This window comes from Halopseudomonas laoshanensis (assembly GCF_008365385.1).
Classification (GTDB): domain Bacteria; phylum Pseudomonadota; class Gammaproteobacteria; order Pseudomonadales; family Pseudomonadaceae; genus Halopseudomonas; species Halopseudomonas laoshanensis.
On sequence record NZ_QOVF01000002.1, the window covers coordinates 66,258 to 79,299 of the forward strand.

8 protein-coding genes are annotated in these 13,042 nt (G+C 57.8%); 3 read left to right on the top strand and 5 right to left on the bottom strand.

Going from position 1 to position 13,042, the window contains the following annotated elements; all coding sequences use genetic code 11:
• Positions 1 to 128: 128 nt before the first annotated feature.
• Positions 129 to 2,255, bottom strand: coding sequence for a flagellar biosynthesis protein FlhA (gene flhA / locus DT594_RS06890; RefSeq protein ID WP_096348192.1), 2,127 nt, complete (start codon positions 2,253 to 2,255; stop codon positions 129 to 131).
• A gap of 241 nt (positions 2,256 to 2,496) precedes the next feature.
• On the opposite strand from flhA, the gene DT594_RS06895 reads away from it, so the two are divergent.
• The 3 genes from DT594_RS06895 (at position 2,497) to DT594_RS06905 (ending at position 8,694) form a co-directional block, all read left to right on the top strand.
• A complete protein-coding gene (locus DT594_RS06895) occupies positions 2,497 to 4,818 on the top strand; it encodes a bifunctional diguanylate cyclase/phosphodiesterase (protein ID WP_149332021.1) in 2,322 nt (773 codons plus the stop codon).
• Positions 4,819 to 5,038: 220 nt separating this feature from the next.
• Positions 5,039 to 6,304 (top strand): tetratricopeptide repeat protein, encoded by a 1,266-nt coding sequence (locus DT594_RS06900; RefSeq protein ID WP_149332022.1) that lies wholly within the window; start codon positions 5,039 to 5,041, stop codon positions 6,302 to 6,304.
• A gap of 35 nt (positions 6,305 to 6,339) precedes the next feature.
• Positions 6,340 to 8,694, top strand: coding sequence for an EAL domain-containing protein (locus tag DT594_RS06905; protein ID WP_178091475.1), 2,355 nt, complete (start codon positions 6,340 to 6,342; stop codon positions 8,692 to 8,694).
• Positions 8,695 to 8,744: 50 nt separating this feature from the next.
• Here DT594_RS06905 and DT594_RS06910 read toward each other — a convergent pair whose 3' ends face one another.
• Genes DT594_RS06910 through DT594_RS06925 form a run of 4 tightly spaced genes read right to left on the bottom strand, consistent with a single transcriptional unit; the run spans position 8,745 to position 13,038 of the window.
• Positions 8,745 to 9,182, bottom strand: coding sequence for a group I truncated hemoglobin (locus DT594_RS06910; RefSeq protein ID WP_149332024.1), 438 nt, complete (start codon positions 9,180 to 9,182; stop codon positions 8,745 to 8,747).
• A 7-nt stretch (positions 9,183 to 9,189) separates the two neighbouring features.
• Complete coding sequence (locus DT594_RS06915) at positions 9,190 to 10,077, bottom strand: DUF3034 family protein (RefSeq protein ID WP_149332025.1); 888 nt, start codon at positions 10,075 to 10,077, stop codon at positions 9,190 to 9,192.
• On the bottom strand, positions 10,077 to 12,386 hold the full coding sequence (locus DT594_RS06920; RefSeq protein WP_149332026.1) for a putative bifunctional diguanylate cyclase/phosphodiesterase: 2,310 nt from the start codon (positions 12,384 to 12,386) through the stop codon (positions 10,077 to 10,079). Before DT594_RS06920 ends, DT594_RS06915 begins: the two co-directional genes overlap by 1 nt.
• On the bottom strand, positions 12,376 to 13,038 hold the full coding sequence (locus DT594_RS06925; protein WP_246164582.1) for a methylamine utilization protein: 663 nt from the start codon (positions 13,036 to 13,038) through the stop codon (positions 12,376 to 12,378). Before DT594_RS06925 ends, DT594_RS06920 begins: the two co-directional genes overlap by 11 nt.
• Positions 13,039 to 13,042: the final 4 nt, after the last annotated feature.

Sequence of the window (13,042 nt, forward strand, 5' to 3'; positions counted from 1 at the left end):
TGACTCACCCTCTACATTCGTTTAACTGACTCGGCGGCGTTAGCGCTGCGTGTCTAATTCTGAGCCTTTCAGCTTTGGGCCCTTTAGCTTTGGGCCCTTTAGCTTTGGGCCCTTTAGCTTTGAGCCTTTCAGCTTTGGCCAACCGTCGCGACAATGGTGACCTGCTTGCTGTCCGGTATTTCCTGGTAGGACAACACGTGGGCGCCAGGCGCCGCATAGCGGACAAACTTGGCCATCATCCCGCGGACCGGACCAGCGACCAGCAGTATCGCTGGCTTGCCCTGCACTTCCTGACGTTGCACCGCATCGGCCAGTGAGCGCTGAAGCTTTTCCGCCATGCCCGGCTCGAGCATGATGCCGTCATCACCACCCTGCCCGGCCTTCTGTAGACTCTGTAGCAACATCTGTTCCAACCTTGGCTCCAATGTGATCACAGGTAGCTCGGAGTCAAGCCCTACAATGCTTTGCACGATGGAGCGCGACAGCGAGACGCGCACGGCGGAGATCAACGCGCCAGGATCTTGACTCTTGCCTGGCTGGTTGGCGATGGCCTCGGCAATGGTCCGGATATCCCGAACCGGCACCTGCTCCTGAAGCAGACCCTGCAATACCTTGAGCAGTCCGGACAGCGAAATGGTCCCGGGCACCAGCTCTTCCGCCAGCTTCGGCGAGGCTTTAGCCAGTACCTGCAACAGTTGCTGCACCTCTTCGTGGCCGATCAGCTCATGCGCATGCTTGTTCAGGATCTGATTCAGGTGCGTGGCAACAACCGTACTGGCGTCAACCACGGTGTAGCCGAGCGACTGGGCCTGATCCTTCTGCATCGGCTCAATCCAGATGGCGTCCAGCCCGAACGCCGGATCCTTGCCGGCGAGGCCCTTGATCTCGCCAAAAACCTGACCCGGATTGATCGCCAGCTCGCGATCGGGGTACACCTCGGCTTCGGCGACGCCGACACCCATCAAGGTCACGCGGTAGGCGTTCGGCGCCAGGTCAAGGTTGTCGCGGATATGTACCGAGGGCATCAGAAACCCCATGTCCTGGGATAGCTTCTTGCGCACGCCCTTGATTCTTGCCAGCAACTGCCCGCCCTGATTGCGATCCACCAGCGGAATCAGCCGGTAGCCGACTTCCAGCCCGACCATATCTACCGGGGTAACGTCGTCCCAGCCCAGCTCGCGGGTTTCAGGACGCGGCGCGGCCGGTACATCCGTAGCCCGGCGCTGTACTTCCTGCTCGGCGTTCTGCTTGAGTCGCTGGCGATTGGCGATGAAGTAGGCTGCGCCTGCGGCTAACGCGCCAAGACTCAGGAAAGAAAAGTGCGGCATGCCGGGAATCAGACCCATAACGATCATGATCGCTGCCGCAATGGCCAGCGCCTTGGGCGAGGCAAACATCTGGCGGTTGACCTGCGAGCCCATGTCTTCCGAGGTGGATACTCGGGTCACCATGATCGCCGCGGCGGTAGACAGGAGCAGCGAGGGGATCTGGGCAACCAGGCCGTCACCGATGGTCAGCAGGACATAGATGCGCCCGGCATCGCCAAAGCTGAGGCCGTGCTGGGCCATACCAATAGCAAGGCCGCCAATGATGTTAATAAACAGAATCAGCAAGCCGGCGACGGCGTCGCCGCGTACGAATTTGCTCGCGCCGTCCATGGAGCCATAGAAGTCGGCTTCCTGGGCAACTTCCGTACGGCGCAATTTGGCCTGCTCCTGATCAATCAGACCGGCGTTCAAGTCTGCATCGATGGCCATCTGCTTGCCGGGCATCGCGTCCAGCGTGAATCGTGCGCTGACCTCGGAAATACGCCCGGCACCCTTGGTTACTACAACGAAGTTGATGATCATCAGAATGGCAAACACCACCAGACCAACGACATAGTTGCCGCCAATCACCACTTCACCGAAGGCCTGAATCACCTTCCCGGCTGCGTCGCCACCCTCGTGACCGTACAGAAGCACGACCCGGGTGGACGCCACGTTCAGCGCCAGGCGCAGCAAGGTTGCGATCAGCAGAATGGTTGGAAAGACAGCAAAATCCAGCGGCCGCAAGGCGTAGGCGCAGACCAGTAGCACCACCAGCGACAACGCGATGTTGAAGGTAAAGAGCACATCCAGCAAAAAGGGTGGGACCGGCAACATCATCATGCCGAGCATCACCAACAGCAGAATTGGCACACCCAGGGCGCCATGCCGCAATCCAGACAGATTGCTGCGAACGTTACTCATCATTTCTGCGCGGTCGACTGCCATGCGGTGAGGCTTCCCAGATCAATTTTTTGACGCTACATCGCGATTGCCTACCTCCTACGCAAATTCCGTTCCAGCTAACAATTTATTTATCTGATCACGCTCCCGTGAACTCCCGGTGCTATGCTCCAGAGCGGTTCGTTGCGCTTGCGCTGGACGAGCCTGAATGTAATGCGGACACTTTGACAGAACCGGGACGCTGCACATGCCATGGACGTATCTTTTCAGGGTCAAAGCGTCAGGCATGCTGAGCATTCAACGCTCAATCATGTTGACCCTGAGCCTTCTCGTGGCTCTGTTCATTCTCGGCATGTGGCTGATGTCCAGCCTCAATCTGGGTTTCGCGCAAGGCGCCATGTCGGAGTTGCGCCAGCGCCAGATCACCGACACCTTTTACGCCAACCTCGGCCGCATCAATGCCCATCATCATCAGATGGAACAGAACACCGAGGATCTTGCTCGCCTCGGTGAGCTGTATCATCGCCTGTACCCCAGCCCCGGCAGATTTTCCGCAGTTCAGCTGCGGTTAAGCCTGAAACAGACACTTGCTGATTTTCCCGACGCTTATGGCAGCGCCATCCTTTATGCGCCAGGGGCGATTGGCCAGACTGCGTTTGGCATGCGCGCCTACCGGGATGCCAGCGAAATACGCACTGAGTCGGCCGGCACGGATTTTCATACGCGCGATTGGTACAAAACCATTGTCAGGGACCTGTCTGAGGACGGCTCGCTAGTTCGCAGTTATCACTGGACTTCGGCTTATTACAAGAATGACACCGGCAATGCCGTCATCAGCCTGAGCACCCTGATGCATTCCGACGATGGTCAACCACTGGGCATCGCCGTGACTGACTGGGGCACTGACGAAGTGGTTGGTTTGGTCAGCCGGGTCAATGTCACCCCCGGCACCTTCTCTTTTCTCCTTGATAAAGAAAACCGCAACTTGTCGAGCCTGGCGCTGGCGGAGAACGTACAACTGGCCCAGCGCTTGATTGAATCGATCACCAGCGGCAAGTTGCAAACGCTGCTGCCAGAAAAAGGCCCAGACTCGACCAGGCGACAATCTGCCAGCGCCATGCAGCAGTTGAAGCTGACAGTCGATGAAGAGGACTACGCCCTGTTCTTTTCATACACCCAGGCTGGCATGGTGTTCGGCATCGGCGTGCCGCAAAAAGAAATCGATGCGGTGCTGACCCCCATGCGCGACAGCAACCTGCGAATCGTCGCGCTGATCGGCAGCGTGCTGTTGCTGCTCTCGGCGCTGATTCTGTATATGGTGGGCAGTACTCTGCGGCAGTTGCGCACCTTGTATACCGACCCGTTGACGGGCCTGCCCAATCGCGAACGCCTGCTGGTGGACCTGAGCACTACCCGGGCCGCCAGCCTGATCCTGCTGAATATTGATGATTTTAAAGAGCTAAACGACTTTTACGGCCATCAATGCGGCGATCACGTGATCAAGTTGCTCGCTCAGGCCTTACAACGCTATCTAAAGCTGCAACCCAATGGCGCCAGCCGGCGGCTGTATCGAATGCCCGCCGACGAATTGGCGATCTGGATCCCGGGCGAGCATAGCGACGCCCATCTGCAGGCCAAACTGGATAAACTGATGACCTTTGTCGGTGAGCTGCGGATTGATTGGGAAGGCCAGAATATATCGCTGCATGTCAGCATGGGCCTGGCTAGCACTCGTTTACCCGATGGCAACCAACTTCCTGCAGAGCTGTTGCTGCCCAGCGCCAACATTGCCTTGAAACAGGCTCGGCTGACGCAGAACAGCTACCTGATTTATGATCCAGTACACCGCGCGAGGGAGAACTACGAGTACAACCTGATCTGGGCCAACAAGCTGCGCACGGCGCTGGATGAGAAACGCATCGTGCCCTTCTTTCAACCCATCATCGATGTACACACCGGCCGCATCCTCAAATTCGAGTGCCTGGCGCGCATGATCGATGAAGCGGGCGAGCCGATCAGCCCCGCGCAGTTCCTGCCGGTGGCAAAAAAGATTCGTCTGTATCGCTACATTACCCGCTGCATGGTTGAACAATGTTTTGCCCGCTTTGCTGACAACCACTATGAATTCTCCCTGAACCTGTCTTGCGAAGACCTGCTCGACCCGCAACTTTGCGCGGAGATTATCAGCCGCCTGCAGAACAGTGGCATGGGCGACCGGGTGATTTTCGAGATCCTCGAATCCGAAGGCATCGAAAATTACGAATCGGTGCGATTGTTTATCGACAAGGTAAAAGCTCTGGGTTGCCGTATTGCGATTGACGACTTTGGCACTGGCTACTCGAACTTTGAGCATTTGCTGCGCTTGAACGTGGACCTGATCAAAATCGATGGCAGCTTGATACGTCAGCTCGATACCGACCCCAATGCCGTCACCCTGACCCGCGGTATCGTCCGCTTCGCGAGCGAGCTTGGCATGCAGACCGTCGCTGAATTTGTGCACAGCCCGACCATCTATGATCACGTGAAAACCTTGGGCATTGATTACGCTCAAGGTGCCTGCATCGGCATGCCTGCCGCCGCGCTGGTTACAGAAATAAACCTGCGGTAATTCTCAAATCTGCCGATACCCTTTAAGATACGATATCAAAACGTAATTATTTTGACGTCAAAACGGCCGAATGATGGCCAATTGGAATTTGTTTCTTTCAACAGTCGATAAGGTTTGCTAGCTTCTGTAGTAAGAATAAATACAGGCATCCCGCAGCGCGGCCTGACGTCGACCCACGCCTTATTGGCAGTAACCTCAATTGGTGTACATGGAGTAGTTGATGCGCCGTTTATCTGCCACCTTGCTGACTGTCACTGCAATTACCTTGAGCGGATGCTCCGGGATGCCCGAAAAAAGCCAGATCTGGTCCAGATCAACTGCATTCTTCACCCAGTCGAGCGAGATGATTGCCGCGCAGAGCCGGCGCCTTGCCGATTTCGCCGGCAGCCTGGTCGGCAGCAAGGATCAGGCCTTGCTACAGCAGGAAATCGACGCGTTGTTCGCCCAGCCCTATATTGACCCGCTGACGCTCTACATAGAAGAACACTCGGCCGACGACCGTCGGGCCAAACAGTTGGCTCTGGTCGCCCAGGAGCGCGACAACCGTTGTGCCGAGATAGCCCAGACCTATGCTGGCCGAGATGCTACCCGGGACAACCTGCAGCGCATGCAACGCGGTTACCTGATGTCCTGTCCCGAAGATGTGCAGGATTTCGCCGCTCGCGTCAAACAAGCCAAGCCCACTGAGCGCCCTGCCCCGAGCACTGCTAGCGCTCCTGAAGCACCCACTCCTGAGATCGAAATCAGTGCCGCGGTAGAAGAAGCGGTCAGCCGTCGGCAGAACAGCAACTGCTACCTGCTCTTCACCATCAAGAACTACACCCAGGCACTAAGCGCCTGCCGGCCGATCGCGGAAAGTGGCGACGCCAAGGCACAACACCACATGGCCAGCCTGGAGCGAGCCCGCGGTGATTTTCCTGCTGCCTTTACCTGGGCCGGGCGCTCTGCCGGCCAGCAACACGCGCCGGGACAGTTGATCCTGGGTCAGCTTTATCAAGCCGGCCAAGGCACAGCCGAAAACAAGACCAAGGCGCTGCAGTTGATGCGCCAGGCTGCTGACCAGGGCCTGACCGAAGCCAGTTACCACACCGGCCTGGCCTACAAGGACGGTACAGGCGTTGGCGCCAGCGTCACCCAGGCCGACAAATATCTGCAACAGGCCGCCAGCCAGGGGCATATGCCTTCACACCTGGCCCTGGCTGAATTGTACGAAAAGCAACAGCCCAAAACGGCCCGTCACTGGCTGGATCAAGCCGCCCGCAAAGGCTCAGCGGAAGCCCAACTGAAGTTGGCCGACAGTTATGCCGCCGGCGCCAGCAAATCAGCCGACCAGGAACAAGCCTATATCTGGTACAGCCTGGCCCTACTCAACGGCAACCAACAGGCCAAGGCTGGAATAGAACGTCAGGAAAAGCTGCTGAACGAGGAACAGTTGGCAGCGGCAAGATCTCGCATCCAGGATGGAATCAACGGCAAATGGGACTAAAAACACCGACAAACTTCTGGACGAAGTTGGCGATCATGCTGGTACTCAGCGTGCTCGTCGGTGTGTTTTTCCTGGGCATTTTGCTGATGTCGTCACTGAATCTGACCTTCGCCCAGAACGCGATGGCCGACCTGCGCCAACAACAGATTTCCGATACCTTCTACGCCAACCTCAACCGCATCAACGCCCACCACCAGTTAATGGAGCAGAACACCGCCAACCTGGCGCATGCGGGTGAGATGCTCTATCGCGTCCGGCAGCAAAGCGATAGAAAGCAGCAGCTGGAGTACGGCTTGCAATCGGCCCTGACCAATATGCGCGAGGCCTACGGCGCAGAGATCTGGTATGGCAGCATTGACAACGTACAAGAGCAACTCTCCGCCTATGGCTACCGCAACAACGGTGGTATCCATATCCAACCTGTGGAAAATCTGTATCACATTCAGGACTGGTACCGGCGAATTCTGCCCGAAGCCATGTCCGGTGACAGAAGCACGGGCATGCCGGAGTTCTACTGGACTCCAGCCTACTACAAGGAACTGATCGATAACGTGGTGATCAGCCTCACCACTGCCATGCGTGATCCAGAAGGCAAAGTCATTGGCATGGCCTCCACCGATTGGCGTGCCGACGAAATCATTGGCCTGGTCAGCCGCGTCGAGGTCACCCCTGGCGCCTTTGCCTTTTTGCTCGACGGCGAAAACCGCAAACTGTCCAGCCTGGCCGCCTCCAGCGACACACCGGACGCTCAGCAAAAGATAGACGCGGTGATCAACAGCGACCTGCACAGCAAACTCACCGGTCCCTTGCCGCAATCAGCGATTATTTCCGGGCGCTTGCTGGTCGCACCGATGCAGACCATGGAACTGGGCATCAACGACGAAGCACACGCACTGTTTTTCAGCCGCACACAAGCCGGGATGATTTTCGGTGTCGGCGTACCCCAGGCGGAGATCGACGCCGTCCTTCTGCCGATGCGCGAGAGCAACCTGAAGATTGTCGGACTGGTCAGTGCGCTCACGCTGGGATTATCCGGCATCATCTTGCTATTCGTTGCCAACCTGCTTAACCGAGTGCACGTACTGCACACCGATACCCTGACGCAATTACCCAACCGTGAGAAATTGCTGCTGGATCTGGGCAAGGCCAGTTCCGGGACGCTGTTGTTGGTTAACATTGATTCGTTCAAGGAGATCAACGACTTCTACGGTCATCAGTGCGGCGACCACGTCATCAGTGAACTGGCAAGCGCGCTGCAGAACTTCCTCAGTGGCCACCCGTCCTGGTCCGCCAGCCGGCTGTATCGCATGCCTGCCGATGAGCTGGCGATCTGGGTACCGGAAAGCCGCGACACTGCCACGCTGAATCAATTGACCACTGAGTTGCAGGAGTTTGTCGGCGGTCTGTCTTTCACCTGGCTCGACCACCGCATTCCGATGAACGTCACCCTGGGCGTTGCGACCAGCCTGCAACCCGACGGCACGCAGCAAGCTGACGGACGTCTGCTGACTTCGGCCAATATCGCCTTGAAGTCTGCTCGACAGAACAAGACCAGTTGCCAGATCTACGATCCCGATCAGAAAACCCGTGAAAGCTACGAACATAACCTGATCTGGGCCAACCGCCTGAAAAAAGCCCTGGATGAAGGCCGCATCGTGCCGTTCTTCCAGCCGATTCTGGATTTGAAAACCGGCCGCATCGACAAGTTCGAGTGCCTGGCCCGGATGATTGATGAAGATGGCCAGCCAATCAGCCCGTTAGAGTTTCTCGCAGTGGCGAAGAAAATTCGCCTCTATCGCTACATCACACGCACCATGGTTCAGCAGTGCTTCAGCCGCTTCGCTGACAACGACTACGAGTTTTCCTTGAACCTGTCCTGCGAAGATCTGCTCGACCCCGAGCTGATGACCTTTATCGTCAACAGCCTGGAACAAAGCAATATCGCACCGCGGGTCATTTTCGAAATTCTCGAGTCCGAAGGTATCGAAAACTATTCAGCCGTCCGTCAGTTCATTGACCGCGTCAAAGAGCTCGGCTGCCGCATCGCGATTGATGATTTCGGTACCGGCTATTCCAACTTCGAGCATTTGCTGCGCTTGAACGTGGACATCATCAAGATCGACGGCACCCTGGTCAAACATCTGGATACCGACCCTGTGGCCTACAGCGTAGCCCGCGGTATTCAGCAATTCGCTGCCGGGTTGGGCATGCAGACAGTCGCTGAGTACGTACATAGCTCGGCCATTCTGGACAAGGTGCAATCACTGAATATCGATTTCGCCCAGGGTTATCATGTGGGCAAGCCACTGGCAACGCTGGTAACGGACAATGACAATAGCCTGGTCAGCGCTCAGGTGCTGCGCTTCAACAGCCGGGCCAGCAGCCTGTAGCCGCCTGGTCGACTTCAATCAGGTTCACGCCATGAACCAGTACAACAGCTTCAGCGGTAGATGATCTCGCTGCGCATCGGCGCCAGGCGTGCCAGCAGCCGATTTTGCGCGGTGACCGGCACATCCAGAGCCTGCATCGCATCGATCAAATCTTCCACCAAGGCATTGAAATCGGCCTCGGTCAGATTCAGGCCCGTGTGGCTGTCACGCATACTGTCGCCGGTATACTCGCAGGGGCCACCGCTTTCCACACAGAACTGTTCGATCAGCTTCTGATTAAGCCGGTCGATGTCGGTTTCAGCAAAATGTCCGACGATCTGCGGATTGTCAGAAATATTGATAAGCAGACCTTCCACTATCCGCTCTATCCCGGACTGGCCGCCCAGCGCCTGATACAAGCTGTCATCTGTGACCGGTGCCGTTGAACCACAGGCCGAAAGACCAAGGGACAGAGTCAGTACTGCCAAACGACGCGGCAAAGGATGCATAACCACCTCAGTAGCTCAACTGCATGGACAGATACACGCCAGTCTGGTTATCCAGCGTGGCGATCTCGCCCAGGTCGGCCCAGGCGGCGACCAGAGCGAGACGCTTGCTGGGGAAATAGCCGACGAACACATCCTGCCAGTCACTTTCTCCGGCAAATGACAGGTTATCGGGCTTTTCCCGGTATTCCACGCCCAGCACCCACTGCGGGCTCAGCAGGACAGCCACACTGCCCTCCTTGAGCAAACTGCGGGCATCGCGCCGGTCACCGCCAAAGCCCAGCAATCCCGTCTCGTTGGCCCGGCTATAGCGTAAGGTGCCGTTGACCAGCAGGTTGTAGCCAAAGGCTCCTCCCAGTACCAGCCTGCTGGCCGCCAGATACGCCTCGGTATCACTGTCACGCCGCGCCCCTACCGCTTTGGGAATGGCAAAATTGGTTTGCCGCTTGTATTGCATGCCCAGCGCCACCTGCGGCAACTGGTCGTAGACCAGATCACCGAACAGGCGCACCTTGGCGCTGAAGATGTCCTGATTCAAGCTGCTCTCAGGTAGCCCGGCGCCCTTGCTTAAAGTGCTTATATCCAACCGCTGGCGAGCCAGGGACAGCTCAATTCGATTGGCATAGCTGAAGTTCAGGCCAGCGGTGTCCAGCCGATAATCGGCGGTCTGTACTCGCGTGGCGAAAACATCCCCGCCCCACTCATCGCGGGTTCCGTAGCCAGCCAACACCGCCCAGGGCACCAGGCCACCACCAGCAGCGCCTTCGATCATGGTGGCGCCACCAGTAGCCAGCAATCGCCCGCCCGGGCTGGTGAAGGCCGACTCGGTCGGGCCGCGCTCGGCCTGCGCCGCAATTGAGCTCAGGCCGAGCGCCAGCAGTAACCAGGAGCCTTTCATCAACTGCTGCCCTCTACATCCGTTGTCCGTTGGCTGACCAGCCAGCCTTCCAGCGCCGCGGCCGTCACCGGGCGGCTGACAAAGTAGCCCTGCACGGTGTCACAGCCCAAGGTGCGCAGCCACTCCAGGCTCACTGCATTTTCCACCCCTTCGGCAACCACGCGCAGGCCCATGTTGTGGGCCAGCTCTATGGTTGATTTGACGATTACCGCGTCATCGCTGCCCTCGGCGAGGTCAAGCACGAAGGATTTGTCGATTTTCAGATCCTGCACCGGCAAGCTCTTCAAGGTTGCAAGCGACGAGTAACCGGTACCGTAGTCGTCCACTGCCAGGCTGAATCCCAGCTCGCGCAAGCGCACCAGGCTGCGCATGCTTTGCACTGGATCGCGCATCAATGCGCTCTCGGTTATTTCAAAGGACAGGTAGCCCGGAGGGATGTCCTGGGCTTGAAGGATCATGGCGATGCACTCGGGGAAGCTCTCGTCATCCAGATCCAGCGCCGAAATATTCATTGCCACCTGCAAGTGGATGTCACGGTCTATCCAGTCGCGCAGCTGTGAGACTATCGCTGCCAGCATCCACTGCGTAAGCTTGTGAATACTGCCGGTCTGCTCGGCGAGCAGGATGAACTCGTCAGGCGCTATGGGTCCCAGCTCAGAATGCTGCCAACGCATCAATGCTTCTACCTGCGTCACCTGCCCGCTGCGCAAGTCCAGCTTGGGCTGGAAGACGACAGCCAGTTCCCTCATCTGAGGGGCAAAATGGATGTCGCGGATCAACCGCATGCGGCGCATATAGTCTTCATCACGCTGCGCCTGGTAGACCGCAATGCGTTCCGGTCCAGGCTGTGCATCGGCCGCCGCGATGCCCACCTGGCGCAATAATTCATCGGCGTTCGCGCTATGGCGTGGCCACTCGACCACACCCGCGAGCCAGGCCAAGGTCATCTTCACGCCATCCACACGCAGCGGCGCGCTTAGCTGGGTTATCAGGGCGTCGGTGATGACGACTGCCTGATCCAGCTCCTGTCCATTGAGCACCATGTAAAAGCCCTGCCCCGGGCAATAAGACAGCAGGCTGTTGGCTGGTACGCAGTCATGCAATCGCTCTGCGGAGAAACCAATGACCTGGTCATGAAAGTGTTGCCCGCGCGCTTTGAGCACATCTTCCTCGCCGGCAATAAATAGCATCACCAATACACCTGACTGCTGGCTCGCCAATGCATCAGCCAGGCGCTCGCGGGTCTTGGCCAGATTTCCCAGCCCGGTCAGCGGGTCGTGGTAGGCATTGTGCGTCAACTGCAGTTCGCGCTCGGCAATCTCCTGGCGCATGGTATCGATACTGCTGGCCAGACGTCCCAGTTCATCTGCGCGGGGCAGATGCACTGTACTGGCATAGTCACCCTGGCCAATGCGTCTTGCCGCATCGGCCAGCACCCGGACCGGCCGCGAAAGACTGCCGGCCATGGCGTAGGCCGCCAAGGATGAGAGACCTAGTGCCACCAGGGTAATGATGATCAGTTGCCGTTTCAGCTCGTCAAACACCGCCAGCGCTTCGCTCAGCGAGCTCATTAGTTCAGCTTTGACGCGATAACCGTCCTGCTCCAGCAGGACGATGCGAGTGGATAAAAAAGCGTCTTTCGCTACCTGCTGTACGGATAGCCCAGCGCCACCGTTATCCAGCGAGGAGTCGTAGCTAGCCAGCGTGCTGACGCGGTCCAGGGGCTGACCATCGCGCATGGCGACAAAGCTGACCTCCAAGCCGCTCAGGTGCTTCATTTCTTCAGCCAACTCAGCATCCAGACGAAAAGCCATGGCTACTTGACCGATCAGGACTGGCGCCATCACCAAGGCTTCCACCAACAAATAGGCGTGTTCATCGATGATCGCGATCAAGGCGTTGTTGTTAAGTTGCTGCGCGGCGCTCAATCGCACCGGCTCACCCACCGTTGGCGTTCGACTTGAAACCTTGATAACGCCTTCGGCGTCGAGAAACAACGCCTCGTCAGCGCCTATTCGGCTAGCCTGATTAAGCAGCGCAGAGCGAATGGTTGGCAGATCCCCAGATGCCACGGCCTGTTTGAAACCATAGTCGGCGACCAACACTGCGGTAGCACTGGACAACTCCTCCGCCTGCATCTCCAAAATCCGACTGAAGACGTTTGCACCCAACTCCAGCTGCTTGTGCGCCTGACGCCCGGCGAAAATATCCGTGGCGCTGTACACCGCGACAAACACGGCGCCCAGCACGACAACCAACAATCCCATCAAGAGCAGGATCAGCCGGCTACGTAGCTGCTTAATACGCATGTTGCTCTGCAGCCTTGCGGAAGCGCTGTTGCAGCGGTGAAAGGGGTTTTTCCACAGCGACCGGCGTCGAGGCCACCGGCAACGTCAGTTGCGCGGTCAGGTGCAGATCAAGTTCGCCCAGGCTCACAGGAGCCGCTTCACCCAGGCTGGGATGCCACCAGGAGACGGGCAAGTTGCCGCCGGGTAATTGGCTGGCATCGAGCTGGCCCTGGGCATCACTGACGTCATACCAAGGGCTGTCGGTGATCAGAATATAACCGACCATGGAGTCATGGATATTGCACCCCAGCACCACCAGGCCGGGCTGCTCGAATGCCACCGGAGGGGCGTCGGTACCTTTGAACAGGCGTAACTCGAAGCGCTTGGCGGCAGAGAAGGAATAAACGTGGTGGCGCACATCGTCACTATTGGGAAAATCCACCCGGCTGCCGGTACCTACAGCCAGCACGCGCGGCTGAAACTGCATATCTATCTGGTCCATGACCGCGGGAGCGGCTGGCTTGGGAGCGACCCCATCCACTAGAATGACTACGTCACTCAGTACGTTGCCTTGTTCGTCGAGCAATTTCAGCGCACTGGCCGAACTCGGCAGACCTATCAGACAAACAGCCATCACCACTGCATTCAAAGCCTGATACCTTGATCTCTGCATAACT

Bases quoted from the DNA above. Each gene is read 5' to 3' on its own strand.
- flhA (WP_096348192.1), bottom strand. From the start codon at position 2,255: ATGGCAGTCGACCGCGCAGAAATGATGAGTAACGTTCGCAGCAATCTG.
- DT594_RS06895 (WP_149332021.1), top strand. From the start codon at position 2,497: ATGCTGAGCATTCAACGCTCAATCATGTTGACCCTGAGCCTTCTCGTG.
- DT594_RS06900 (WP_149332022.1), top strand. From the start codon at position 5,039: ATGCGCCGTTTATCTGCCACCTTGCTGACTGTCACTGCAATTACCTTG.
- DT594_RS06905 (WP_178091475.1), top strand. From the start codon at position 6,340: ATGCTGGTACTCAGCGTGCTCGTCGGTGTGTTTTTCCTGGGCATTTTG.
- DT594_RS06910 (WP_149332024.1), bottom strand. From the start codon at position 9,182: ATGCATCCTTTGCCGCGTCGTTTGGCAGTACTGACTCTGTCCCTTGGT.
- DT594_RS06915 (WP_149332025.1), bottom strand. From the start codon at position 10,077: ATGAAAGGCTCCTGGTTACTGCTGGCGCTCGGCCTGAGCTCAATTGCG.
- DT594_RS06920 (WP_149332026.1), bottom strand. From the start codon at position 12,386: ATGCGTATTAAGCAGCTACGTAGCCGGCTGATCCTGCTCTTGATGGGA.
- DT594_RS06925 (WP_246164582.1), bottom strand. From the start codon at position 13,038: ATGCAGAGATCAAGGTATCAGGCTTTGAATGCAGTGGTGATGGCTGTT.